This window comes from Actinotalea caeni, from assembly GCF_009733795.1.
GTDB classification, from domain to species: Bacteria; Actinomycetota; Actinomycetes; order Actinomycetales; family Beutenbergiaceae; genus Pseudactinotalea; species Pseudactinotalea caeni.
On the sequence record NZ_WNXX01000037.1, the window covers coordinates 1 to 23,458 of the forward strand.

Here is a 23,458-nt window from a genome sequence, read left to right on the forward strand (position 1 = left end):
CGACCGGCCGGAGCGAGCCGCGCATTACGGTGGACCAAGAGAAGGCCTCCCTCGAGTGACGTTGAACACCACTCAGAATGGAGGCCTTCTCCCTACATCCGTGTCACCAACGTGCTGACCGAGTACATCTAGGTGGGCGTGTCGGGAGGCGACGAGCGCCAGGATGCACCGTCCACGCGTGCGGAAGAAGGAAGGGGTCTCGCGCTACAGGTCCGCGCAGATCCCCACCTACCGCTCAGCGCAAGACGACAGGGAACGGAAGGAGCGCGGTGCCGGGACTATGACTATCACCAGTCAACAGACACTCACCTCACTTCCACATAAACACAAGAACGACCGATTTCGGCACCCGCGATACAAGTCGCTCGCCAGGGGTCACGGCCCAGTCTAGTCGACCACTATTCGGCGTACCGAAAGCCCCGCACAGATGCGGGCTAGCTCACACCAACAGTCCGGGCTGCGGGCCGCCCTCAGGCGGGGGCGCCTGGGCCTACCTCCTGTCCATGAGGAAACCCGAGTCCGAAGCCCTTCCAGTGTCGATTCCGCATGTGATTCTCGATGTACACCCTGACGGGTCAGTGGCGGTCACGGTCGACGGTAGTCCGCTGAGCCCTGATCGGTTCGCACCGCCGTGGCGGCGGTCTTCGTTCGGGCAGATCATCGACCGCGCCACGAACGACCGAACGACCCCGGCGCGCGTGGAGGTGCGCGAGAGCGACGGCACGAGCTTCACCGACATCATCGCGCCCCGCCGTCGCCGGGCGCCCCAGCCCAAGCCCGAGGCCGAGAAGCCGGCACCGCTTCCGGTGTTTTTCACTGTCGAGGGCGACGGGTTCGTGCCGGGTGAGGACGTGGCGGTCGCCGTCATCACCGGGCACACCGACGCCGCTCACACCGGCACAGCCCGTGCCCTCATCGACCCCGCCCAGCTCACCACTGATAGGGCGAGCGGGCTCGTAGAGGTGCTGCTGTTCGGTCGTGTTTCTGGCACCACGCTCGTCCGGCGGGTGCCGTGAACGGTGATGGCCGGCAGGCCGGCTCGTTCGGAGACGAGCTGACCAACGCGGCCATGATCGGCCTTGTCGTGCTGTTCGGCGTCGCCCTCGTGCTCCGGGGGGCCGGGTCGGTCGCGGCATGGGTCACGGGCACCGCTCAACCCGCGGGCGGCCCGGCCTCCGGTGTAGGTGTGCTGTTCCATCCGGGCGATCCCGCCTCGGCGCTCGACGCGCCGGGACTCAACCAGGTCCTCTACTGGATCGTCGCGGGCTTGCTGCTCGCTGCGCTCGTCGCCGGCGGCGTGTGGGTCTGGTCGCGGCTGCGTCGCCATACGCACAAGGTCGAGCAGGACCCGCGTCGCATGGCGGGCATCGCCACGCGTCATGAAGTGCTGAGCGCGGCGTCGGCGAAGGCGCTGCTACGCCGCGCCGGGAACCTGCGTCCCGGTCTGGCCGACCCGAAACCCACCGATGTGGGCTATCGGCTCGGCACCTCGAAAGGGGTGGACGTGTGGGCGTCGGTCGAGGACTCGATCATGGTGATCGGCCCGCCGCGCAGTGGCAAATCGCTACAAATCCTGGTGGGCGCGATCCTCGACGCACCCGGCGCGGTCGTCGCGACCTCAACCCGGCCAGACAACCTCACCGCCACGCTGCGGGCACGACGCCGGCGCGGGCCGGTCGCGATCTTCGACCCTCAGCATCTCGCCGAGGGGCTGCCCGCTGGGATGCGGTGGTCACCAATCCGGGGCTGCGAGTCCCCACAGACCGCGATGATCCGCGCCACCGGGCTCGCGGCCGGCACCGGCCTGGCGTCCGGTGGCGTTGACGGAGGCGGTTTCTGGGAAGGCAAGACCAGGGTGGCGCTGCAAGCCCTGCTGCACGCCGCCGCCCTAGACAACAGGCCGCCGGCCGAGTTGTTCCGATGGACCCTGGACCCGACCGCGGCCGCCGATGCGGTGGCGATCCTGACCAGCTCGACGCAGGCCGCGACCGGCTGGGCCGAGTCCCTGGAAGCGATGATCGACTCCGACCCCAGGACACGCGACTCCATCTGGCAAGGCGTCTCCCTCGCCCTCGGATCGCTGGCCGACCCTCGGGTGCTCGACGCGGTATCACCCGGCCCCGGCGAGAGCTTCGACCCCGAGACGTTCATCCAGCAGCGCGGCACCCTGTTCCTGCTCGCAACCGGCTCCGGGGCCGGAGCCAGCGCCGCGCTGGTCGCCGCACTCGTAGAGGACCTGATCGAGACCGCCCGCCGGCTTGCCGCACGCTCTCCGGGAGCCAGACTCGACCCGCCCATGCTCCTGGCCTTGGACGAGATAGCCAACCTGTCGCCTCTGCCGTCCCTGCCGACGCTCATGGCCGAAGGCGGCGGCACCGGCATCACGACGATGCCGGTCCTGCAATCCCTCGCCCAAGCACGCGACAAATGGAACGAGAACCAAGCGAACGCGATCTGGGATGCCTCGATCGTCAAAGTCGTCCTTGGCGGTGCCTCTGGCTCTCGCGATCTGCAAGACCTCAGCTCCCTGATCGGGGAACGTGACGAATACACCGACTCCGTGACCCTCGGCGATCACGGCACCCGTTCCAATCAACGCTCGATCAGGCGGGTGCCGATCTTCCCGCCTGATCGCATCCGCCGGCTCCCGTTCGGGACCGGGATCGTGCTGCTGCGCTCCGCACCGCCGATCGTCACCGACCTGCATCCGTGGCCGAAGCGTCCCGACGCCTCACAGCTCACCGCCGACCGCGCCGAGATCGAGGCGCTGCTGCGCCGCCCCGATGCCTGAGCAACTGCCAGACGCCTCGGCGTTCACCTCGCTTCCACAAAGCCTGCGGCGCACCCGTGGGCGTGGGAACAGACAGGAGCACAGCATGTCCGACGCACCCGACGACGCCACCATGAATGACGTTTTCGACCCGGACCTGGACGACATGGACCAGAGCTACGACGACCCACTGATCGCGGAGCCCCCGCACCCGATCAACTGGAACCTGCTCAACGCCGACGACGCCGAGATCGAGTGGCTGGAACTCAACCGCTGGGTGGACTGGCTCAGGCACACCTACGGGCTTCCCGCCGCCGTGATCCCGCCGGCCTGGTACAAGCACCCCGAGCTGCTGTGGGAACTGAGCGCGCTGCACCTGCACTGGCTCTGCGCCTACGACCCCGAGCAGAACGGATCTGCCCCGCTCGGCTGGCACCGCGACTTCGCAGACGCCCGCGTGAGACTCCGCGAGTGGGTCGCCACCTGCGGCACCAAACTCGACCACGACCGCCCCACCAGACAGACCATCTGGCCCGGCGAAGAACCCGCCGACCCCATCGAAGACGTGCCGATCATCGACCGCGACGCCGAGTTCGTGGAGTTCGTCATGGCCGACGTCCAGGCGCGGCGCGAGGCCGAGGAAGCGTTCTACAGCAACGTCGACCCCGACACCGGAGAAGTGTCGTGAACGACCGCGCCGCTATCACGGAGGCCAGCGAGCTCGATTGCCCGTCTTCGACTGAGACCGTCGGGCTTGTGTCTCCGAGCGTCTATCACGCGTTCGTGGCTGGGTGGCACGCCGGGATGATCCGGCGTGCCACCCAGCCTGCGTCTGAGGAAGTGATCGAGGAAGTGGCGACGATGCTGGATGCGGTGAACGTCGTCGACGCCCTCACTCGACCGGAATGATCTGCAACCTCTCCTCGGTCAACGCCTTACCCGGTAGTGCGTCGATCCGGCGAATCAGTCGCCGCAGATAGGTGCGCTTCTCAGTGATGTCCCGTTCGCTCCATGATGCGATCAGTGTCGGCCCGTCATCGATGGGGAACTCATCCAGCTCCATCGCGTCCAGTCGCCGTTGCAGCGCGTCAACACGGGTCTGCGCGTCCTCGATCAGCGACAGCAGCATGGTCACCATCGCCCCTCGGTACTCGCTGGTTCCCTGCTTCGCGAGCAGCGCGTCTCGCTCGGCCTTGGCATCGTCGAGCCGGGTCACGACCTCATTGATCCCGGCGTCCGAGCGCGCCGCACGGCGCCGGGCACGCGCTCGCGCAAGCGCATCGTCAGTGATCTGTGAGAAGAACCAGCCCAACACAAACGCCTCGCCCTTCGCTGCGTCGATCGTGCAACCGCCCGCACAGTTCCCCGGACCCCGGACCTTGTTCGCCGTGCATCGGTAGGCGAAGGCCGGAACGCGCTCTCCCGATGCCTTCGTGCGGTACTTCTGGTGCCCGTAAAGCCGCTCCCCGCACTGACAGTGCAGCAAGCCCGTCAACAGCCACTCATGTGACCCCCACGGACGCCGAGTCCTGGACGTCTTCGCCTGCTCCAGCAGACGCCGCACCCGCAGCCATATCGCGCGATCACACACCGGCTCTTGGGCGATCACCGGCTCGCCAGACGCATCACGGGCGATGTAGTCGAGCAGGTCGATCTTCACGCCGCGCTGGTGCTCGGGAACCTGCCGCATCCGGTATCCGATCATCCGCGGTGAGACGAGCGAGCGATAGATCGTCGCCTCGTACACCGGCCCGCCCTTGGCCGTGGTGATCCCGAAGTGTTCCTGCCAATGACGGCTGATATGCGCCAAGCTCTTGCCGGCCAGCACCATGTCCACCGCGTCCTTCAAAGCGGGGTGCTCGACAGGATGCGGCACCAGGCGCACACCCGTGCGCCCGGCTTCGTCCACCACCCGCGGGCCGGCCATCCAGCCCAGCGGAGGCATCCCACCGTGGGCGAATCCGGCCTCGGCCAGGTGGCGCTTGGATGCGAGCTGTCGTTCGCTCATCGTGTCCGTCTCGACCTCGGCAAGCAGCGCCTTGATCCCGGTGACCAGCTTTGCGCCGGCCGTCGCGGTATTCAGCTCGCTTGCGCTGTCCTGATGCGACACGAGATAGACGCCCGCCTGCTGGCACTGTGCGATCCACTCCATGATCTTTGCTGCGATCCGGTTCGTGCGGTCCAGCTTCCAGAACGCCAGCGCCGGCACCTGTCCGGCATTGATGTCCTGGTTGAGTTGCCGCCACCCCTTGCGTGTCCTCGCCGCAGACGTACTGGCCGAGTCGTTGTCGATGTACTCGCCCATCACCGTCCAGCAACCCTCAGCCGCGAGCTTGCGGGTCAGGTCGATCCGCTGGCGCTCGATCGCATCCGCCTTGTCCTTGTGGTACTTCGACAGCCGCAGGTAGAGATAGATCGGCTTCGTGCCGGGCACCGGCTCGTCGGGTCCGGTCCGCGTGAATGCCGGATACACAACCGATCGCGTTGCCCGACCTGGCCGCGCATTCGGGCCAGGCCGACCCCTCATCGGCTTCGTCGTCGTGTCCATCAGTGACCTCCTTGGAGAAGGAGGTGCACTTTCCATTGGCCGACTCGTCGAGGAACAGCACACCGCGGTGCGCGCGCGAGGCCGCGCCCGGGCGCGGCAGCCCCGACCCGCCGCCCACGACCGACGCCGGGGTCGCCGTGTGGTGCGGGCTCTCGAACGGCGGCCGCCGCAGCAGCCCGCCGCGGGCGTCGAAGGTGCCCGCGACCGAGTGCACGCTCGTGACCTCGACCGCCTCCGCCTCGGTGAGGTCCGGCAGCAGGCCGGGCAGTCGCGCCGCCAGCATCGTCTTGCCGGTACCGGGTGGCCCGTGCAGCAGCAGGTGGTGGCCACCCGCGGCCGCGATCTCCAGCGCCAGCCGCGCCTGCTCCTGGCCCAGCACGTCGGCGAGGTCCGGATCGGCCCGGTCGGTGCCCGTCGCTGCGGGCGGCGGGTCCTCGACCACGGCCGCTCCCGCGAGCGCCGCCTCGTCGACCTCCGCGCCGTAGGCGGCGGCGAGCTCGGCCAGGTGCGAGACGGCGGTCACCTCGGCGCCGGGCACGAGCCGCGCCTCCGCCTCGTTGCCGACGGGCACGACCACCTCGGTCCGCCCCGCCGCGACGGCCGCCGCCACCGCCGGCAGCACGCCCCGCACCGGGTGCACCCGGCCGTCGAGACCCAGCTCGCCCAGATGGACCCGACCGGCGCCGCGGCCGGCCTCGATCGTCTCGTCGGCGGCCAGCACGGCCACCGCGATCGCCAGGTCGAAGCCGGACCCTGCCTTGGGCAGCTCGGCCGGCGTGAGCCCGACGGTCACGCGTCGCATCGGCCACGCGAGACCGCACGAGGAGATCGCCGCCCGCACCCGCTCGCGTGCCTCGCCCAGCGAGGTGTCGGGCAGCCCGACGATCCGGAACGCGGGCAGCCCGGGCGCCAGCTGCGCCTCGACCCCGACGACCTCGCCCTGCAGCCCCACGAGCGACACCGCGCAGGTGCGGCCGAGGCTCACGCCGACACCCCGGTCACGTGCTCGACCAGCGTCGGGTGGCCCGGGCGCCGCAGGATCGCGACGACGTCGATGCGCATCCCCGAGGCGTGCACCTCGTGCTCCGCCAGCCACGCGCCGGCGAGCCGCCGCAGCCGCGACAGCTTGCGCGTGGTGACCGCCTCGGCCGGGTGCCCGAACGCCGTCGAGCTCCGCGTCTTCACCTCGACGAACGCCAGGACGTCGCCGTCGCGGGCGACGATGTCCAGCTCGCCGAGCGGGCATCGCCAGTTCGCGTCGACGATCTCCAGCCCCTGGCGCTCGAGCCACTCGCGCGCGAGCCGCTCGCCGTCGCGCCCGACCTCGTCCTTCGCAGCCATGCGACCACCTCCGCCACGCACGCTCGCGCACCGGGCGGAGCGCCGCCACGCGCGCCCCGAGGGTGCTGTGGACGAGGCTGCATCGGCGCGCACCTGTGGACGACGCCCCGGGGCTGTCCCCCGCCCCGGACGGCGGCCGACCGGCTGGGCGGGGCCGAGCGCCGTCCCTAGCGTCGGGGCATGACCACCGCTGCGCCCACCGCGCGCACCACCCAGCGCCCGCCGCTGCGCCTCACCCTCGGCCTGCCCTGGCCGGTGCTCGCCGTGCTGGTGGCGCTCGCCGCTCCGCGCGTCGTCGTCCACGACCTCGCTCTGGTCGCCCCCGACTCCTCGCTCACGGGCGTGCTCGCGCTGGTGCCGCTGGCCGTCTGGGTGCTGGTCGCGGCGCTGTGGTCACCCCGCCCGGCGGTGTCGCTGCTCGCCGCCGGGGCGGGCTACGGCATGGTGCTGGCGGCGGTGCACAACCTCGCGTGGGCGACGGTCTGGGCAGGTGACCCGCCGCGGCTGGGCGGCAGCCTCGCGGGCGCCTGGTCGCCGGTCACCGAGGAGATCCTGCTGCGCGGCGCGACCGTGCTCGGCAGCCTGGGCACCGGACTCGTCGTCGGTGCCGTCACCGGGGCGCTGGCCTGGTGCGTCCGCGCGCTCGGGCAGCGGCTGGGCGGCAGCCCGGCGGGCAGCAGCGGCTGACTACTGCGGCATCTCCAGCTCGGCCTTGGCGAGCTCCTCGATGTTGACGTCCTTGAACGTCACGACGCGCACGGTCTTGACGAACCGCGCCGACCGGTAGACGTCCCACACCCAGGCGTCGCCGAGCGTCAGCTCGAAGAACACCTCGCCGCCGGCCGAGCGGACCTGCAGGTCGACCTGGTTGGCGAGGTAGAACCGGCGCTCGGTCTCCACCACGTAGGAGAACAGCCCGACGACGTCGCGGTACTCCCGGTACAGCGCGAGCTCGGCATCGGTCTCGTAGTTCTCGAGGTCCTCGGCACTCACGACTCCATCATGCCCCTTCGGCGCCGCGACGCGGCTCGCCGACCAGCTCGAGCGGGAGCTCCTCGGTCTCGTAGACCTCCGACTGCGGCAGCGACCAGCTGCGGCGGTGCAGCTCGCACGGCCCGTGCTCGCGCAGCGCGGCGGCGTGCTCGGGTGCCGAGTAGCCCTTGTTGCCGTGCCACCCGTAGGCCGGGTAGGTCTCGTGCAGCTCGGTCATCATCGCGTCGCGCTCGCACTTGGCGAGCACGCTCGCGGCGGCGATCGAGGTCACGGTGAGGTCGCCCTTGATCCGCATCACGACCGGCAGCTGCGGCCCGCTGACCGGCAGCGGCGGCATGTGCGGCGGGTGGGTGAGCCAGTCGTGCTTGCCGTCGAGGACGACGACGTCGGGCACCACGCCCTCCTCGGCCAGCCGGGCCAGCGCCCGGTTCCCGGCCATGCGCAGCGCCGCGATGATGCCGTAGCGGTCGATCTCGTCGGGCCCGGCGTGCCCGACGGCGCTCGCGCGGGCCCAGCGACGGATCGGCCCGCACAGGCGCTCACGCACGTGGGGTCGCAGCAGCTTGGAGTCCCGCAGCCCCGCAGGCGTGCGACCGGTCGTGTCGTCGACGACGACGACGCCGACCGTGACGGGGCCGGCCAGCGCCCCACGGCCCACCTCGTCCATGCCGGCGACCAGCCGGTGGCCCGAGGCGAGCAACTCGCGCTCCAGGCGTCGGGAAGGGGGCTTGCTGGGCATCAGGGATCCGGGACGGCCTCGAAGACCTCGTCGGGTCGGTCGATCAGCGACATGTTCGCGAGCGGCCAGATGATGACGAAGGCGCGCCCGACCACGTTGTCGACCGGGACGAAGCCCTCGCCGGCGGAGTCGGTGTTGTAGCGGGAGTCGGCCGACCGCGGGCGGTTGTCCCCCAGCACCCACAGGTGCCCCTCGGGGACGACGACGTCGAACGGCTTCTGGCTGGGCTCGGCGCCGTCGATGACGTAGGTCTCCTCGATCGGGACCCCGTTGACGGTGATGTAGCCGTCGTCGTCGCAGCACACCACGTGGTCGCCGGGCAGCCCGATGACCCGCTTGACGAGGTGCTGGCCGGCGTTCTCCGGCAGCAGCCCCACCCAGGTGAGGACACGCTCGACCGGGCTCAGCTCGGGCACCGGCTCGCCCTCCAGCCACTCGCCCGGATCGAGGAAGACGACGACGTCGCCACGCTCGAGGTCGAACGGCCCCGGCGCGAGCTTGTTGACGACGATGCGGTCGCCGACGTCGAGGGTGTCCTCCATCGAGATGCTCGGGATGAAGAACGGCTGGATGAAGAAGGTCTTGAGCACCAGCGAGATCGCCAGCGCGGAGACCAGCACGATCGCGACCTCCCGCAGGAAGGTCGCGACCGGACCTCGGCGCCGCTCGGGGCGCCCGTCGGGGGTCGCCTCGTCGTCGGAGCCCGCGCCGGTCTCGGCTCGGGTGTCGGTCACGTCTGCGGGATCGTCGTCGGCCGCGCCGCGCGCCACCGTCAGCCGGCGGTGGGCTCGCGACGCTCGCGGATCTTGGCGGCCTTGCCGCTGCGGCCGCGCAGGTAGTACAGCTTCGCGCGGCGCACGTCACCGCGGGTGACGACCTCGATGTGGTCGATCGTGGGCGAGTGGAGCGGGAAGGTCCGCTCGACACCGACCCCGAAGGACACCTTGCGGATGGTGAAGGTCTCACGCACGCCGGCGCCCTGGCGGCCGATCACGACGCCCTGGAACACCTGGATACGGCTGCGGTTCCCCTCGACGATGTTCACGCCGACCTTGAGGGTGTCACCGGCGCGGAACTCCGGGACCTCTCGCAAGGAGGCGGCGTCGACGGCGTCCAGCTTCTGCATGATGTGCCTTCCCACGGCTGCCACAGGTCACCCGCGATGATCCGGGCGGTGCTGCGCACCGCCGAGGGTCTGAGTGTGTTGCTCCGTGCGCGGTCGTGCCGCTCCCCTGTGGCAGAGACGGCTGGCGCACCGGATGACCGGCCAAGTCTGCCACAGAGACCGGACCGGCCGAAATCGCCGTCGCTACAGCGTGCGGTACATCACGTCGTCGCACTCGCGCCGGCCGCCGACGGCGAACGTGCGGTCGCCGACCCGGGCGAACCCGTGCTTGGCGTAGAAGCGCTTCGCGCGCTCGTTGCGCCCGTTGACGCCGAGCCAGATGCCGGGCAGGCCGCGCTCGCGCGCGGCGTCCAGGGTCGCCGTCATGAGGGCCGCGGCGACACCGCTGCGGTGGTGCTCGGGCAGCACGTAGCACTTGCTGAGCTCGGCGGTGGGCCGGTCCGGGACGGCGGCCGCGACGTCGGGGTCCTCGGGCTCGCCGGCCACGCACATCGTGTAGCCGACGACGGCGCCCGCCACCTCGGCGAGCAGCAGCCACCGACGACGGTCCTTGAGGTAGGCCCGGAACCGCTCGACCGACAGGTGGGTGGCGACGAACTCCTCGATGTCGGCGGCCGGCATGTCGGGCGGGCACGCGAGCGCGAAGGTGGCGCCCGCGACCTCGGCGAGCACCTCGGCGTCGGCCGGGCGTGCGGCGCGGACCGCCGCCGGGTGCGCGGCGAGCAGGTCGGGGCGCACGCGCGCGGTGCGCTCGACGGCGCGCGCCCGGCGCCAGCGAGCCACCCGGCCGTGGTCGCCCGAGCGCAGCACGTCCGGCACCTCCAGGCCGCGCCAGCTCGGCGGCTGGGTGTAGGCGGGGTGCTCGAGCAGGCCGTCGCTGCCGTGCGACTCCTCGACGACCGAGGCGGCGTTGCCGAGCACCCCCGGCAGCAGCCGCACGACCGCCTCGATCACGACGAGCGCGGCGACCTCGCCCCCGTTGAGCACGTAGTCGCCGATCGAGACCTCGCGCACCTGCACGCCCTCGCGCGTGGCGTAGTGCTCCGCCACCCGGGCGTCGATCCCCTCGTAGCGCCCGCACGCGACGACGAGCTGGCCGCCGGCCTCGAGCACGCCGGCGAGCTCCTCGGCGGTGCGCTGCGTGAACGGCTGCCCGGCCGGGGTCGGCACCAGCAGCACCCGCTCGCCCGCCTCGGGCGCGAGCACCGTGTCGAGCGCCTCGCCCCACACGTCGGGGCGCATCACCATGCCGGCGCCGCCGCCGAACGGGGTGTCGTCGACCGTGCGGTGGCGGTCGGTGGTCCAGTCGCGCAGGTCGTGGACGGCGATGTCCACCAGGCCGCGCGTGCGCGCCTTGCCGACGAGGGAGAGCTCGAGCGGCGCGAGGTAGTCGGGGAAGATCGAGACGACGTCGACCCGTCCGGTCACCGGGCCTCCTCGGCCTCGTCGGCGCCGGCGGCCAGCAGGCCGGCGGGCGGGTCGATGACGACGTGGCCGCCGTCGACGTCGACGACCGGGACGATCGCGGTGACGAACGGCACCAGCGTGCGGGCGCCATCGGGCTCGACGAGCACGAGCACGTCGTGGGCGGGCAGGTGCTGCACCCCGGCGACGGTGCCGACCACGCGGCCGTCCGGCAGCCGAGCCTCGAGCCCGGCGAGCTGCTCCGGGTACCAGGCGTCGTCCTCCGGCTCCGGGTCGGCGAGCAGCACGACGCCGCGGAGCCGCTCGGCCGCCGTGCGGTCCGGGTGGCCCTCGAAGCGGGCGTAGGTGGAACCGCTGCGCTCGGCGACGGCGGCGAGCACCAACGGCCCGGCGTCCGCGGGGTCGGTGGTGAACCGGGCCCCCGGGACCAGCCGGGCCGTCGGGTCGTCGGTGTGCAGACGCAGCCGGATCTCGCCCTTCAGGCCGTGGGCGGCCCCGAGCGTGGCGATCCGGACCTGGTCGCCCTGACCGGACACGGCGTCAGCGACGATCCGTGTCCACGACGTCGACGCGCACCGAGCCGGTGGGCGACAGCGCGTCGATCACGGTGCGCAGGGCGCGGGCCGTGCGCCCGTTGCGCCCGATGACGCGCCCGAGGTCGGACGGGTTCACACGGACCTCCAGCAGCTCGCCACGCCGCAGCGTGCGCGAGCTCACCTCGACGTCGTCGGGGTTGTCCACGATCCCCCGCACGAGGTGCTCGAGCGCGTCCGCGAGCATCAGGCGCTCGCGTCCTTCTCGTCCTCGGCGGCCGGGGCGTCCTCGGGCGAGTCGGCGGACTCCGACGAGTCGGCGGACTCCGGCGAGTCGGCGGACGCGGCGGCCTCGGCCTTCGCCTGCGAGGCGGCGGCCTTCTTGAGCTCGGCCTCGGCCTCGGCGGCGGCGATCGCCTCGGCGGCGTCACCCTTCGGCGCGGCGGTCTTCAGCGTGCCCTCGGCGCCCGGGAGGCCCTTGAAGGCCTGCCAGTCACCGGTGACCTTGAGCAGCGCGAGCACCTGCTCGGTCGGCTGGGCGCCGACCCCGAGCCAGTAGCGAGCACGCTCGCCGTCGATGTCGATGAGCGAGGGCTCCTCGGTGGGGTGGTACTTGCCGATCTCCTCGATCACACGACCGTCGCGCTTGGTGCGCGAGTCGGCGACGACGACGCGGTAGTAGGGGGCGCGGATCTTGCCCATCCGCTTGAGACGAATCTTGACAGCCATGGTTGTGGCTCACTCCTGGTGTGCATGGGGGTGGGCCCGGCACCGTCGACCGGTTGGGATCGGCGTCGGTGGGGCCCGAGGACACGCTGGCGCCGGTGAGAGGGCCGGGGCCGGGCGGGTTCAGCGAGCCATTCTGCCACGAGCGGCACCGCGCCCACGACACGAGGGCACCGTGGCGCCGACCACGTGCGCGGCCGACGGGCTCGCGCAGGTGCGGGACGCCGTCAGCGCCCGAAGAGCTTGTCGAAACCGGCGGGCAGCTGCAGCGAGCTCGGGTCGACGGCGTCGGCGCCGTCGACGCCGAACGCCGAGCCGCCCGACTGCGCCGCCGCGGCACGCTCCGCCGCCTGCCGCTCCTGCAGGGCGCGCTTGGCGGGGTTGCCCGACTTGCCCTTCTTGGTGCGCTTCGGGGGCGCCATGCGGCCCTTGCTCTTCTTGCCGCCGCCGGGCAGGCCGCCCATGCCGAGGTTCGGCATGCCGCCAGGTCCGCCGCGCATCCCACCGCGCGCCATCGACCGCATCATCGTCTTCGCCTGGTCGAAGCGCTGCAGCAGCCCGTTGACGTCGGTGACGGTGACGCCGGACCCGCGGGCGATGCGGGAGCGGCGCGAACCGTTGATGATCTTCGGGTTGGCGCGCTCGGCCGGTGTCATCGAGTTGATCATCGCCTCGACGCGGTCGATCTCGCGCTCGTCGAAGTTCTCGAGCTGGTCGCGCAGCTGGCCCATCCCGGGCAGCATCCCGAGCATCTTCTTCATGGAGCCCAGCTGCTTGAGCTGGCGCATGTAGTCCATGAAGTCCTGGAGCGTGAAGTCGTCCTCGCCGGAGAGCTTGCGCCCCATCTCGGCGGCTTGCTTCTCGTCGAACGCCTTCTCGGCCTGCTCGATGAGGGTGAGCAGGTCACCCATGTCGAGGATGCGCGAGGCCATCCGGTCGGGGTGGAACCGCTCGAAGTCGGTGAGCTTCTCACCCGTGGAGGCGAACAGGACGGGCTGGCCGGTGACCGTGCGGATCGAGAGCGCCGCACCACCGCGCGCGTCGCCGTCCAGCTTGGAGAGCACGACGCCGGTGAAGCCGACGCCGTCGCGGAACGCCTCGGCGGTCGTGACGGCGTCCTGACCGATCATCGCGTCGACGACGAAGAGGATCTCGTCGGGCTGCGTGGCGTCGCGGATGTCCGCGGCCTGCTGCATCATCTCGGCGTCGACGCCGAGGCGGCCGGCGGTGTCGACGACGACGACGTCGTAGTACTTCTCGCGCGCGTGCTCGACGCCGGAGCGCGCGACGGCCACCGGGTCGCCGACGCCGTTGCCCGGCTCGGGCGCCCACACCGGCACCCCGGCCTGCTGGCCGACGACCTGCAGCTGGGTGACGGCGTTGGGGCGCTGGAGGTCGGAGGCGACGAGCAGCGGGGTGTGCCCCTGCTCGCGCAGCCAGCGACCGAGCTTGCCGGCGAGCGTGGTCTTGCCGGCGCCCTGGAGGCCCGCGAGCATGATGACCGTCGGCGGGCGCTTCGCGAACCGGATCTCGCGGCTGGAGCCGCCGAGGATCTCGATGAGCTGCTCGTTGACGATCTTGAGGACCTGCTGGGCGGGGTTGAGCGCCTCGGAGACCTCGGAGGACAGGGCCCGCTCACGGACCGCGGACGTGAAGGCGCGGACGGCCGGGACGGCGACGTCGGCGTCCAGCAGGGCGCGCCGGATCTCCGAGACGGTGGCGTCGACGTCGGCCTCGGACAGCCGTCCCTTGCCGCGCAGGGACTTGAACGTCGCGGTGAGGCGGTCGGACAGGGTGGCGAACACGCAGGCGATCCTTCGGTCGTTGGGCTGCCTCAGGATAACTGGGCTGCCGAGGGGCACCGCCCTGGCGACGAGACCGGACGGGTCGGTCGTCGCGCCCGGCGTCCGCCTGGTCGCGGGCACGACGAGCGACGGCCGCGACGGGGCCGGCACCGAGTGGTGCGGCCGCCGTCCGCGGCCGACGTACGGGTGCGTTCCGTGGGGCGCCCCGCTGCGCCGTCGGCCCTTGTGACTGACCGACCTGTTCCGGCTTCTGCCCGGACTCGCCGCCGCTGCCCCCTCTGCACCAGGCACCAGGAGCAACGGCTCGGAAATCGTCTCAACGGCGCCTGCCGCACGGGTATTCCCCGCACGTCGCGCCGAAGACCCGTCACCCTACGCGAACCCCGACCGTGGCGCGAGGCAATAACGTCGCCGGCGCGTCGCGCCGTCACCCCCGCAGGTACCGCAGCACGTTGTCGGTGAGGATGTCGACCAGCCGGGCCCGCCACGCGGTCCACGCCTTCGGGCCCGCGGCGCGCGCGTCGGCCTCGGTGAGCTGGCGCAGCAGCGTCACCAGGTCGGCGCGGTCGTGCAGGGTCTGCGCCACACGCGCGACCACCGCGGGGTCGTTCGGGTCCTCGCTCGTCGCGACCTCGGCCAGCAGCAGGTGGTGCTCGACCAGCAGCAGCACGTCGCGTCGCTCGTCCTCCCCCAGCCCGATCCGCTCCAGCAGCGGCGCCGCCCGCCGCACGCCCTCGAGCGAGTGGTCGGTCGCGCCCGCCACCTTGCCGATGTCGTGGAACAGCGCCGCCCACAGCAGCGTGTCGCGGCCCGGCTGCGAGCGCGGCACGTCGTGGGTGTTCGCCACCGTCTGCACCAGGTGCCGGTCGACCGTGTACAGGTGCACCGGGGAGTGCTGCGGCCGGTTCCGCACCGCCGCCCACTCCGGGATCCAGCGCGTCACCAGCCCCGCGAGGTCGAGCGCCTCCCACAGCGGCACCTGCGCCTCGCCGCTGCGCAGCAGCGTCAGCATGTGCTCGCGCGCGCTCGGGCTCCACGGCACGGGCAGGTCCGGCGCACGCTGCAGCGACGCGATCGTCACCGGCGACAGCGGCAGCCGGGTGCGCGCCGCGGTCGCGGCCGCGCGCAGCGGCAGCTCGGGGTCGGCGTCCGGGCGGGCGTCCACGCCCAGCACCAGCTCGCCGTCGTGCTCCACGAGGTTGTCGGCGACCGACCGCAGCCGCGGCGCCGCCCGACGCCCCCGCACCAGCACCGGGCGCAGCGCGAGCGAGGGACGCCGCAACGCCTGCCGCGCGTGCCGCACCGTGGTGTCCAGCGCGTAGGAGATCGTGCGCGCCGAGTTCGCCAGCGCCGCCAGCAGGTCGTCCGGGTCTCCGGCACCGAGCTCCTCGGCCACCTCCCGCTGGTGCACCCGCAGCAACCGGTTGGTGTGCCGCCCGGTGACCCGCGCCAGGGCGTCGCGCACGTCGAGCAGGTGCGCGTAGGCCTCGTCGACCTCGCCGTGCGGCCGGTCGGTCAGCCACGTGGCCGACAGCGCCCACAGCACGACGGCGTCGCGGATGCCGCCGCGCGCCTCCTTGAGGTCGCCCTCGATCAGGTAGGCGAGCTCGCCGTGCCGCTCCGCGCGCACCCGCGTCGACGTCAGCAGCTCCGGCAGCCGCCGCCGCGCGGCCGACCGCCAGTCGGCCAGCACGGCCGACCGGGCGCGGTGCAGCACGCTGTCGTCGCCCGCGACCAGCCGCACGTCCAGCAGCCCGACGGCGGCCGGCAGGTCCGCGGACGCGACCCCCCGGCACTGGGCGAGCGTGCGCACCGAGTGGTCGAGGTCCAGCCCGGCATCCCAGATCGGGTACCACAGCGCCTCGGCCAGCGCCGCGATCTCCTCGGCGCGGTGGGTCTGCCCGTCGTGCACGAGCATGAGGTCCAGGTCGGACGTCGGGCCCGCGTCCCGCCGTCCGTGCGAGCCGACCGCCGCGAGCGCCACCCCGGTGGTGAGATCCACCCCGGTGCGCGCCCCGGCGTCGACCCAGAGGTCGACCAGAGCCGTGTCGACCAGGTGCGCCAGCGCTCGCCGGTACACCGCTCCCCCGTCAGGTCGACCGGCCGCCGGCCGCGGCAGCGCCAGCCGAGCGGCCCGGAGGCCCCGCAGCTGCTGCTGCGGGGCCTCCGGGGACTCGCCGGCGGCAGGAGCCGTGCCGGTCGGCAGGTCAGCGCCCGTGCCGTCAGAGGGCATCGGGTCCGCTGGCGCCGGTCCGGACGCGGATCACGTCGTCGACCGACGTGACCCACACCTTGCCGTCCCCGATCTTGCCGGTCTGGGCGGCGTTGACGACGACGCCGGTCAGGGTGGTGACGTCCTCGTCGTTGACGAGCACCTCCACCCGCACCTTCGGCACCAGGTCGACGGTGTACTCCGCGCCCCGGTAGACCTCGGTGTGGCCCTTCTGGCGGCCGTACCCGCTCGCCTCGGAGACCGTGAGACCACGGACCCCCGCGGCCTCGAGCGCGGCCTTGACGTCGTCCAGCTTGTGCGGCTGGATCACTGCGGTGATGAGCTTCATCAGGCGATCCCCTCGTAGGCGCGCTCGGCGTGCGCGGTCTGGTCGATGCCGGTGACCTCGTCCTCCTCCGGGATCCGCCAGCCCATCGTCGCCTTGAGGACCAGGGCGATGACGAGCGTGACGACGCCCGAGAAGACGATCGCGATCACGGCAATGATGATCTGCACGACCAGCTGGCCGATGCCACCGCCGAAGAACAGGCCGGTGTCGGTGGCGAGCAGGCCGATGAGCACGGTGCCGACGAGGCCCGAGACCAGGTGGACGCCGACGACGTCGAGCGAGTCGTCGTAGCCGAACCGCGTCTTGAGGCTCACGGCGAAGGCGCTCGCCACACCGGCGAGAGCACCGAGGACGATCGAGGTCACCGGCGTGAGCGCGCCGGCGGCGGGCGTGATCGCGACCAGGCCGGCGACCACACCGGAGGCCGCCCCGAGCGAGGTGGCCTTGCCGTACTTGAGCTTCTCCACGAGCAGCCAGCCGAGGATCGCGCCACCGGTCGCGGTGGTCGTGTTGACCCAGGCGAGACCGGCCACCTCGTCGGCGCCGTAGGCGGAGCCGGCGTTGAAGCCGAACCAGCCGAACCACAGCAGCGCGGCGCCGAGCATGACCAGGGGCAGGTTGTGCGGCTTGAAGGCCTCACCCGGCCAGCCCTTGCGCTTGCCGATGACGAGCGCGAGCACGAGGCCCGCGACACCGGCGTTGATGTGCACCACGGTGCCGCCCGCGAAGTCGATCGGCTCCGCGATCGAGGCGAAGGGACCGGCGCCGGAGAGCAGGCCGTCGCCCCACACCATGTGCGACATCGGGAAGTAGGACAGCGTCGCCCAGAGGCCGGCGAACACCAGCCAGGTGGCGTACTTGGTGCGGTCGGCGATCGAGCCGGCGATCAGCGCGACCGTGATGATGGCGAACGTGGCCTGGAAGCCGACGTCGACGATCGTGGGCATGTAGGCGCCGGTCTCCTCGTTCAGGATCGAGACCGGGTCGAAGCTCCCGCCCAGACCGAACTGGTCGAAGGGGTTGCCGACGATGCCGCCGAGGCTCTCGCCGTAGGACATCGACCAGCCCCACAGCACGTAGATGCAGCCGACGACGGCCATCGCGCCGAAGCACATCATCATCATGTTGAGGATGGACTTGCTGCGGGTCATGCCGCCGTAGAAGAGGGCGAGACCGGGTGTCATGAGCAGCACGAAGGATGCGGAGACCAGCATCCAGGCTGTCACGCCCGTGTCGAGGAACGGTTCCATGCAATCTGCTCCCAACACCGGCGCGGGCGGCCGGCACGGGAGACACGCTGATGGAGGCCGGTTTCCCCGGCGCACCGCGAGTGTTACGGCGCTGTGACGGAAAGCGGCTGCGTGTGAACGTTCGGTTTCGTGACCCGCACGGGACCGGATGCTGAGACGTGAGCGCTCACGGGCCGTCCGGTCCCGGCCCGACGGCGCTCAGCCGACGATCGCGTCGACGAACTGCGCCGCGTCGAACGGCGCGAGGTCGTCCGGGCCCTCGCCGAGCCCGACGAGCTTGACCGGCACCCCGAGCTCGCGCTGCACGGCGACGACGATGCCGCCCTTGGCGGTGCCGTCCAGCTTGGTGAGCACGATGCCGGTGACGTCGACGACCTCGGCGAACACCTGCGCCTGTCGCATGCCGTTCTGACCGGTGGTCGCGTCGAGGACCAGCAGCACCTCCTGCACGGGTGCCTGCTTGGCGATGACGCGCTTGATCTTGCCCAGCTCGTCCATGAGACCGGCCTTGTTCTGCAGCCGGCCCGCGGTGTCGACGATGACGACGTCGGCGCCGTTCTCGCGCCCGGTCCGGACGGCGTCGAACGCCACCGCGGCGGGGTCGGCGCCCTCGCGGTCGGAGCGCACGACCGGCACCCCGACGCGCTCGCCCCACGTGCCCAGCTGCTCGGCTGCGGCGGCGCGGAAGGTGTCGGCGGCGCCGAGGACGACGTCCTTGTCCTCGGCGACGAGCAGCCGCGCGAGCTTGCCGACCGTCGTCGTCTTGCCGGTGCCGTTGACGCCGACGACGAGGATCGTGGCCGGGTGGGGCTCGCCGTCGTCACCGAGCACCGGGCTGGCGGCGATGCGCCGGTCCATGTCCGGGTCGACCAGCCTCAGCAGCTCCGAGCGCAGCAGCTCGCGCGCGACCGCCGGGTCGTCGGTGCCCTCGACCTGCACGCGGGTGCGCAGCGCCGTCATCAGCTCGTCGGTCGGGCCGGTGCCGAGGTCGGCCAGCAGCAGCGTCTCCTCGATCTCCTCCCAGTCGCCCGTGCTGAGCCTGCCGCGCGAGAGCAGGCCGAGCAGCGTCTTGCCGAGCGCACCGGAGCGCGACAGCCGGTCGCGCAGCCGCACCATCCGCCCGGCGGCGGACTCCGGCCGCTCGACCGTCGGTGCGGCCGTCTCGCTCCCGGGCGGCGACGCGCCCTCGGGCGCCTCGACCGGGCGCTCCTCGACGGCGACGGCGGTGCCGCCCTCCGCGGCCGGTTCGTCGGCCGCCGGCGGGGCGGACGGCGTCGTACCGGTCGGGTCCGAGGGGCCCGACGAGCCGCGCGAGCGGGAACGGAACAGCGCGAACCCGCCGCCGGCGAGCACGACGATCGCACCGACGGCGGCGAGGATGATGTCCTGGGTCTCCATAAGGGTCACCAGTCTGCCGCAGCCGGGCACGCCGAAGCGCCCGGCCGGGACGGCCGGGCGCCGGGGGTGCTCAGGTGCCGGTCCCGGTCAGCGGCCACGACGCCCGGACACGACCTCGCGGAGGTCGACAGGGCGGTGGTAGGCCTCGCCGGGCTCGGCGAGCTCGAGGATGTCGGAGACGCGCAGGTCACCGGTCTCGGCCGTCGGCTCGGCCAGTCGGGCGGACTCCTCACGAATGGCGGCGATCTCGCGGCCGGGGCGCACGCCCCGGAACGACTCGCGCAGCCAGGAACCCAGCCCGGACTCCGGCAGGTGGCGCCGGACGAGCACCAGCACGACGACGAGGGCGATGACCACGGCGACGGCGGAAACGATCAAGGGGTTCACGGGAATCGAGTATCACCCGCCGCGGCGAGAAACCGGACGGGCGCGCCCAGCCTTCACCGAATCGCCACGCGCCGGCCGCTCAGACGGGCTCGTGCAGCCGCTGGCTGATGACGGTGGTCACACCGTCGCCGCGCATCGTCACCCCGTACAGGGCGTCGGCGATCTCCATCGTCCGCTTCTGGTGCGTGACGACGATCAGCTGGGAGTCCTCGCGCAGCTCCGTGAAGATCTCCAGCAGCCGGCCGAGGTTGACGTCGTCGAGCGCCGCCTCGACCTCGTCCATGACGTAGAACGGGCTGGGTCGCGCCTTGAAGATCGCGACCAGCAGCGCGACGGCGGTCAGCGACCGCTCGCCGCCCGAGAGCAGCGAGAGCCGCTTGACCTTCTTGCCCGGCGGCCGCGCCTCCACCTCGAGCCCGGTCGTGAGCATGTTGTCGGGGTCGGTGAGCAGCAGCCGGCCCTCGCCGCCGGGGAACAGCCGGCTGAAGACGCCCTCGAACTCGCGCGCGGTGTCGGCGAACGCCTCGGCGAAGACGGTCTCGACGCGCTCGTCGATCTCGCGGATGATCTCCTCGAGGTCGGCGCGCGACTTCTTGAGGTCGGCGAGCTGCTCGGTGAGGAACCGGTGCCGCTCCTCGAGCGCGGCGTGCTCCTCCAGCGCGAGCGGGTTGACCCGGCCGAGCTGGGCGAGCGCGCGCTCGGCCGCCCGCAGCCGCTTCTCCTGCTCCTCGCGCACATAGGGGCGGGGCTCGGGCAGCGGCGCGTCCGGGTCGTCGCCCGGCTGCGGCACCGCCGGCACCAGCTGGTGCGGCCCGTACTCCTCGACCAGCACCTCGGGGTCCATGCCGAGGTCCTCGACAGCGCGCTGCTGCAGCTGCTCGATGCGCAGCTGCTGCTGGGCACGGGCGACCTCGTCGCGGTGGACGACGTCGGTCAGCTCGGCGTACTCGGCGCCCAGCTGGTCGAGGCGGGTGCGAACCTCGGCGATCTCGCTGTCGCGGGCCGCGCGCGCGGACTCGGCCTCCTCACGCGCCCGGTGCGCGAGCGCCACCGAGGTCTCGATCGCCGCGAGCGCGCGCTCGGCGCCCTGGCGCACGAGGTCGGCGACCCGGGCCTGCTCGGCCCGGCGGACCGCCCGCTCCTGCGCGACCTTGCGGGCGTGCCGCTCCGCGTCGGCGGCACGCTCGAGCGACTCGGCGCGGCTGCGCACGTGGCGGATGCGCTCCTCGATCGTGCGCAGCGCGAGCCGGGCGTCGGTCTCCGCCTGCCGCGCCTGGGTGGCCGCGGCCGCGGTCCGGTCGCGGGCGGCGGTGGCCTCCTCGAGGTCGGCCTCGGCGTCGGCGGGCTCGCGCTGGGCGACCTCGAGCCGCTCGACGAGGTCCGCGAGCTCGGTCGCGTAGCGCTCGCGCTCGGCCTCGGCCACCTCGATCGCGGGCCTGATCCGCTCGATCTCGGCGTTCGCTGCCCGGGCGGCGGAGCCCAGCTGCCCGAGCCGCTCGGCGACCGCGGCCAGCTCGGCGTCGGAGGCGTGCAGAGCCGCGAGCGTGCGCTCGACCTCGGCGTTGGCCGCCTCGAGCGCCTCGCGCGCCGGGCCGAGGGCGAAACGGGTCTGCTCGATGCGCGCGGTGGCGTCGGCCAGACCCTGCTCGGCCTCCTCGCGCGCGGCGTGCAGCTCGAGCACGCTCGGGCCACCGGTGCTGCCGCCCCGCACCTCGGTGCGGGAGAGCACGTCGCCGTCGCGCGTGACCGCCGTGACGTCGTGGGCGTTGACGACGGCGCGCGCGGCGGCCAGGTCGTCGACCACGACGACGCCGCGCAGCAGCCGCGCGAGGGTGCCGCGCACGCGCTCGTCGCCGTCGACGAGGTCCCTCGCCCAGGAGGCGCCCTCGGGGGCGTCGCCGGGTGCGGCGTCCGCCGCGTCGCCGTCGGCGACGACGAGCCGGACCTGGCCGGCGTCCTCGGCGCGGACGAAGCGCAGCGCGTCGACGGCGTCCTCGACGCTGGTGGCGACCGCGGCGTCGGCGACGGCGCCGAGGGCCGCGGCGACCGCGGTCTCGTAGCCGGGCTCGACCCGCACGTGGTCGGCGAGCGTGCCGGCGATCCCGGGCAGGTCGTCGTTCTCCAGGAGCGCGCCGGTGGCGTCCTTGCGCGCCAGCGACAGCGCGAGCGCGTCGCGGCGGGCCGTCCAGGTGGCGCGCTCGCCCTCGGCGGCCCGCTCGGCCTCGACGAGCCGGGCGACCTCGGCCTCGGCGGCCTCCTGCGCGGCGAGCGCCTCCTCGTGCGCGGCGTCGAGCCCCTCCTCGCCCTCCTGCGCGCCGACGACCTCCTGCTCGAGGGCGGCGAACTGTGCCTGCGCGGTGCGGGCGCGCTCGGTCGCGGCCTCGAGGTCGGCGCGCAGCCGCGCGAGCTCGGACTCGGTGCCCTCGAGCCGGCTGCGCCGCGCCGCGACCTGGCCGGTCAGGCGTGCGAGCCCCTCACGCCGGTCGGCGACGCCGCGGTGCACGGCCGCGAGCGCCTTCTCGGCCTCGGCGGCCTCGGCCTCCAGCCGCTGCCGCTCGGCGAGCGCCCCCTGCAGCGTGACCTGCGCCTCCTCGGCCTCCTGCACGAGGTCGAGCTCCTCGCTGCGGGCGCGCCGGGCCTGGTCGTCGAGGTCGTCGGGGTCGCGGCTGCTCTCCGGCTCCGCGGTCGGCGCGCCGAGCAGCCGGCAGCGCTCGGCGGCGAGCGTCGCGGTGCCGCGCAGCCGCTCGCGCAGGCTGGTGAGCCGGTAGTAGGTGTCGGAGGCCTCGCCGAGGACCGGCGCGGCCTTCGCGGCCGCGGCCTCGAGCTCGGTCAGCCGTTCGCGGGCCTCGGCCTGCGCCTGCTCGACGGCGGTGCGCCGGTTGCGCAGCGCGGTCTCGTCGGCCTGCTCCTGCGCGAGCGTCGCGGTGAGCTGCACGAGGTCGTCGGCGAGCAGCCGGGCGCGGGCGTCGCGCAGGTCGATCTGCACCACCTGGGCGCGTCGTGCGACCTCGGCCTGCCGCGCGAGCGGGCCGAGCTGGCGCCGGATCTCGGCGGTGAGGTCGGTGACGCGCGCGAGGTTCGCGGCCATCGCCTCGAGCTTGCGGACCGCCTTCTCCTTGCGCTTGCGGTGCTTGAGGACACCGGCGGCCTCCTCGATGAAGTGGCGGCGCTCCTCGGGGGTGGCCTGCAGCACGGCGTCGAGTCGGCCCTGGCCGACGATGACGTGCATCTCGCGACCCATGCCGGTGTCGCTGAGCAGGTCCTGGATGTCGAGCAGCCGGCACGGGGTGCCGTTGATCGCGTACTCGCTGCCGCCGTTGCGGAACAGCGTCCGGGAGATCGTGACCTCGGTGTAGTCGATCGGCAGCGCGCCGTCGGTGTTGTCGATCGTCAGGGAGACCTCGGCACGGCCGAGAGGCGGGCGCGACGACGTGCCGGCGAAGATGACGTCGGCCATCGCGCCGCCGCGCAGGCTCTTCGCGCCCTGCTCGCCCATCACCCACGCGAGCGCGTCGACGACGTTGGACTTGCCGGACCCGTTCGGCCCGACGACGCAGGTGATGCCGGGCTCCAGGTGCAGAGTCGTCGCGGACGCGAACGACTTGAAGCCGCGCAGCGTCAGCGTCTTCAGGTGCACGGCGGACAGCCTACGGGGGTCCCGGAGATGGTCCGACCAGCACACGCCCGCTCGGCGGGGCGTCGCGCCCCGGAGCCCGGCGGGAGGCTAGGTGTACTCGGTCAGCACGTTGGTGACAGTCGGCTGATCGGTGGCTTGCCTCCGCAGGCGGTGTGGGCTCGAGCGTAGTTGTAGTGCTTGAGCCATGGGGCCAGCGCGTCGGCTCGGGCGGTGTTCGAG

Annotated in this window: 22 protein-coding genes and 3 pseudogenes; 5 read left to right on the plus strand and 20 right to left on the minus strand. The window is 72.7% G+C overall.

Annotated features, from left to right (window positions below; all coding sequences use genetic code 11):
• The first annotated feature begins 503 nt into the window (after positions 1 to 503).
• The 4 genes from GPA02_RS17960 to GPA02_RS17975 all read left to right on the plus strand — a co-directional run bounded on the left by GPA02_RS17960 (position 504) and on the right by GPA02_RS17975 (position 3,679).
• Entirely contained in the window at positions 504 to 1,016 is a 513-nt protein-coding gene (locus GPA02_RS17960) for a hypothetical protein (RefSeq protein WP_156201822.1), read from the plus strand.
• Positions 1,017 to 1,069: 53 nt separating this feature from the next.
• Positions 1,070 to 2,791: a type IV secretory system conjugative DNA transfer family protein gene (locus GPA02_RS17965; protein ID WP_156201843.1), complete on the plus strand. Its 1,722-nt coding sequence runs from the start codon at positions 1,070 to 1,072 to the stop codon at positions 2,789 to 2,791.
• Positions 2,792 to 2,876: 85 nt separating this feature from the next.
• Positions 2,877 to 3,458, plus strand: a complete 582-nt coding sequence (locus tag GPA02_RS17970; RefSeq protein WP_156201823.1) for a hypothetical protein — start codon at positions 2,877 to 2,879, stop codon at positions 3,456 to 3,458.
• A complete protein-coding gene (locus GPA02_RS17975) occupies positions 3,455 to 3,679 on the plus strand; it encodes a hypothetical protein (RefSeq protein ID WP_156201824.1) in 225 nt (74 codons plus the stop codon). Before GPA02_RS17970 ends, GPA02_RS17975 begins: the two co-directional genes overlap by 4 nt.
• Here GPA02_RS17975 and GPA02_RS17980 read toward each other — a convergent pair.
• From GPA02_RS17980 to GPA02_RS17990, 3 genes and pseudogenes are all read right to left on the minus strand, one after another.
• Positions 3,663 to 5,318, minus strand: coding sequence for a recombinase family protein (locus GPA02_RS17980; RefSeq protein WP_156201825.1), 1,656 nt, complete (start codon positions 5,316 to 5,318; stop codon positions 3,663 to 3,665). The genes GPA02_RS17975 and GPA02_RS17980 overlap by 17 nt on opposite strands.
• A 40-nt stretch (positions 5,319 to 5,358) precedes the next feature.
• Positions 5,359 to 6,303: pseudogene (locus GPA02_RS17985) on the minus strand (YifB family Mg chelatase-like AAA ATPase); the annotation flags it as partial.
• On the minus strand, positions 6,300 to 6,659 hold the full coding sequence (locus GPA02_RS17990) for a YraN family protein (RefSeq protein ID WP_156201826.1): 360 nt from the start codon (positions 6,657 to 6,659) through the stop codon (positions 6,300 to 6,302). The gene GPA02_RS17990 and the pseudogene GPA02_RS17985, both read right to left, overlap by 4 nt.
• Positions 6,660 to 6,839: 180 nt before the next feature.
• On the opposite strand from GPA02_RS17990, the gene GPA02_RS17995 reads away from it, so the two are divergent.
• Positions 6,840 to 7,346, plus strand: a complete 507-nt coding sequence (locus GPA02_RS17995; protein ID WP_156201827.1) for a hypothetical protein — start codon at positions 6,840 to 6,842, stop codon at positions 7,344 to 7,346.
• Here the strand turns inward: GPA02_RS17995 and GPA02_RS18000 are convergent, their stop codons facing one another.
• The 17 genes and pseudogenes from GPA02_RS18000 to GPA02_RS18075 form a co-directional block, all read right to left on the minus strand.
• Positions 7,347 to 7,652 (minus strand): DUF2469 domain-containing protein, encoded by a 306-nt coding sequence (locus GPA02_RS18000; protein WP_156201828.1) that lies wholly within the window; start codon positions 7,650 to 7,652, stop codon positions 7,347 to 7,349.
• 7 nt (positions 7,653 to 7,659) lie between these two features.
• Complete coding sequence (locus GPA02_RS18005) at positions 7,660 to 8,391, minus strand: ribonuclease HII (protein ID WP_156201829.1); 732 nt, start codon at positions 8,389 to 8,391, stop codon at positions 7,660 to 7,662.
• Complete coding sequence (gene lepB, locus GPA02_RS18010) at positions 8,391 to 9,125, minus strand: signal peptidase I (RefSeq protein ID WP_156201830.1); 735 nt, start codon at positions 9,123 to 9,125, stop codon at positions 8,391 to 8,393. The genes GPA02_RS18005 and lepB overlap by 1 nt, the downstream gene beginning before the upstream one ends.
• Before the next feature lie 38 nt (positions 9,126 to 9,163).
• The gene (gene rplS, locus GPA02_RS18015) at positions 9,164 to 9,517 is read right to left on the minus strand and encodes a 50S ribosomal protein L19 (protein ID WP_156201831.1); all 354 of its coding nucleotides are present in this window, start codon (positions 9,515 to 9,517) and stop codon (positions 9,164 to 9,166) included.
• Between the two features lie 183 nt (positions 9,518 to 9,700).
• Positions 9,701 to 10,138, minus strand: a complete 438-nt coding sequence (locus GPA02_RS19485) for a GNAT family N-acetyltransferase (RefSeq protein ID WP_275689737.1) — start codon at positions 10,136 to 10,138, stop codon at positions 9,701 to 9,703.
• A 93-nt stretch (positions 10,139 to 10,231) separates the two neighbouring features.
• Positions 10,232 to 10,945 (minus strand): annotated as a pseudogene (gene trmD / locus GPA02_RS19490) (tRNA (guanosine(37)-N1)-methyltransferase TrmD); the annotation flags it as partial.
• A complete protein-coding gene (gene rimM, locus GPA02_RS18025) occupies positions 10,942 to 11,478 on the minus strand; it encodes a ribosome maturation factor RimM (protein WP_156201833.1) in 537 nt (178 codons plus the stop codon). The gene rimM and the pseudogene trmD, both read right to left, overlap by 4 nt.
• A 4-nt stretch (positions 11,479 to 11,482) precedes the next feature.
• Positions 11,483 to 11,722: an RNA-binding protein gene (locus GPA02_RS18030; RefSeq protein ID WP_156201834.1), complete on the minus strand. Its 240-nt coding sequence runs from the start codon at positions 11,720 to 11,722 to the stop codon at positions 11,483 to 11,485.
• Positions 11,722 to 12,204: a 30S ribosomal protein S16 gene (gene rpsP / locus GPA02_RS18035; protein ID WP_156201835.1), complete on the minus strand. Its 483-nt coding sequence runs from the start codon at positions 12,202 to 12,204 to the stop codon at positions 11,722 to 11,724. The genes GPA02_RS18030 and rpsP overlap by 1 nt, the downstream gene beginning before the upstream one ends.
• Positions 12,205 to 12,428: 224 nt before the next feature.
• On the minus strand, positions 12,429 to 14,006 hold the full coding sequence (ffh, locus tag GPA02_RS18040) for a signal recognition particle protein (RefSeq protein WP_156201836.1): 1,578 nt from the start codon (positions 14,004 to 14,006) through the stop codon (positions 12,429 to 12,431).
• 427 nt (positions 14,007 to 14,433) lie between these two features.
• Entirely contained in the window at positions 14,434 to 16,239 is a 1,806-nt protein-coding gene (locus GPA02_RS18045; protein WP_156201837.1) for a [protein-PII] uridylyltransferase family protein, read from the minus strand.
• Positions 16,229 to 16,567 carry a P-II family nitrogen regulator gene (locus tag GPA02_RS18050; RefSeq protein WP_156201838.1) on the minus strand — a complete coding sequence of 113 codons (339 nt, stop codon included), beginning with the start codon at positions 16,565 to 16,567 and terminating at the stop codon, positions 16,229 to 16,231. The genes GPA02_RS18045 and GPA02_RS18050 overlap by 11 nt, the downstream gene beginning before the upstream one ends.
• A complete protein-coding gene (locus GPA02_RS18055) occupies positions 16,567 to 17,817 on the minus strand; it encodes an ammonium transporter (protein ID WP_156201839.1) in 1,251 nt (416 codons plus the stop codon). The genes GPA02_RS18050 and GPA02_RS18055 overlap by 1 nt, the downstream gene beginning before the upstream one ends.
• Before the next feature lie 198 nt (positions 17,818 to 18,015).
• A complete protein-coding gene (gene ftsY / locus GPA02_RS18060) occupies positions 18,016 to 19,215 on the minus strand; it encodes a signal recognition particle-docking protein FtsY (RefSeq protein WP_156201840.1) in 1,200 nt (399 codons plus the stop codon).
• Between the two features lie 87 nt (positions 19,216 to 19,302).
• Positions 19,303 to 19,593 carry a hypothetical protein gene (locus GPA02_RS18065; protein WP_156201841.1) on the minus strand — a complete coding sequence of 97 codons (291 nt, stop codon included), beginning with the start codon at positions 19,591 to 19,593 and terminating at the stop codon, positions 19,303 to 19,305.
• Positions 19,594 to 19,681: 88 nt separating this feature from the next.
• Positions 19,682 to 23,239 carry a chromosome segregation protein SMC gene (gene smc, locus GPA02_RS18070; RefSeq protein WP_156201842.1) on the minus strand — a complete coding sequence of 1,186 codons (3,558 nt, stop codon included), beginning with the start codon at positions 23,237 to 23,239 and terminating at the stop codon, positions 19,682 to 19,684.
• 101 nt (positions 23,240 to 23,340) lie between these two features.
• Positions 23,341 to 23,458 (minus strand): annotated as a pseudogene (locus GPA02_RS18075) (IS481 family transposase); the annotation flags it as partial.

Coding starts and splice junctions, on each gene's coding strand:
- GPA02_RS18050 (WP_156201838.1), bottom strand. CDS start 16,567: ATGAAGCTCATCACCGCAGTGATCCAGCCGCACAAGCTGGACGACGTC.
- GPA02_RS17965 (WP_156201843.1), top strand. CDS start 1,070: ATGATCGGCCTTGTCGTGCTGTTCGGCGTCGCCCTCGTGCTCCGGGGG.
- GPA02_RS17960 (WP_156201822.1), top strand. CDS start 504: ATGAGGAAACCCGAGTCCGAAGCCCTTCCAGTGTCGATTCCGCATGTG.
- GPA02_RS19485 (WP_275689737.1), bottom strand. CDS start 10,138: ATGCCGGCCGCCGACATCGAGGAGTTCGTCGCCACCCACCTGTCGGTC.
- GPA02_RS17980 (WP_156201825.1), bottom strand. CDS start 5,318: ATGGACACGACGACGAAGCCGATGAGGGGTCGGCCTGGCCCGAATGCG.
- GPA02_RS17970 (WP_156201823.1), top strand. CDS start 2,877: ATGTCCGACGCACCCGACGACGCCACCATGAATGACGTTTTCGACCCG.
- rpsP (WP_156201835.1), bottom strand. CDS start 12,204: ATGGCTGTCAAGATTCGTCTCAAGCGGATGGGCAAGATCCGCGCCCCC.
- GPA02_RS18005 (WP_156201829.1), bottom strand. CDS start 8,391: ATGCCCAGCAAGCCCCCTTCCCGACGCCTGGAGCGCGAGTTGCTCGCC.
- GPA02_RS17990 (WP_156201826.1), bottom strand. CDS start 6,659: ATGGCTGCGAAGGACGAGGTCGGGCGCGACGGCGAGCGGCTCGCGCGC.
- rplS (WP_156201831.1), bottom strand. CDS start 9,517: ATGCAGAAGCTGGACGCCGTCGACGCCGCCTCCTTGCGAGAGGTCCCG.
- GPA02_RS17995 (WP_156201827.1), top strand. CDS start 6,840: ATGACCACCGCTGCGCCCACCGCGCGCACCACCCAGCGCCCGCCGCTG.
- GPA02_RS18055 (WP_156201839.1), bottom strand. CDS start 17,817: ATGGAACCGTTCCTCGACACGGGCGTGACAGCCTGGATGCTGGTCTCC.
- GPA02_RS18030 (WP_156201834.1), bottom strand. CDS start 11,722: ATGCTCGCGGACGCGCTCGAGCACCTCGTGCGGGGGATCGTGGACAAC.
- ftsY (WP_156201840.1), bottom strand. CDS start 19,215: ATGGAGACCCAGGACATCATCCTCGCCGCCGTCGGTGCGATCGTCGTG.
- GPA02_RS18045 (WP_156201837.1), bottom strand. CDS start 16,239: ATGCCCTCTGACGGCACGGGCGCTGACCTGCCGACCGGCACGGCTCCT.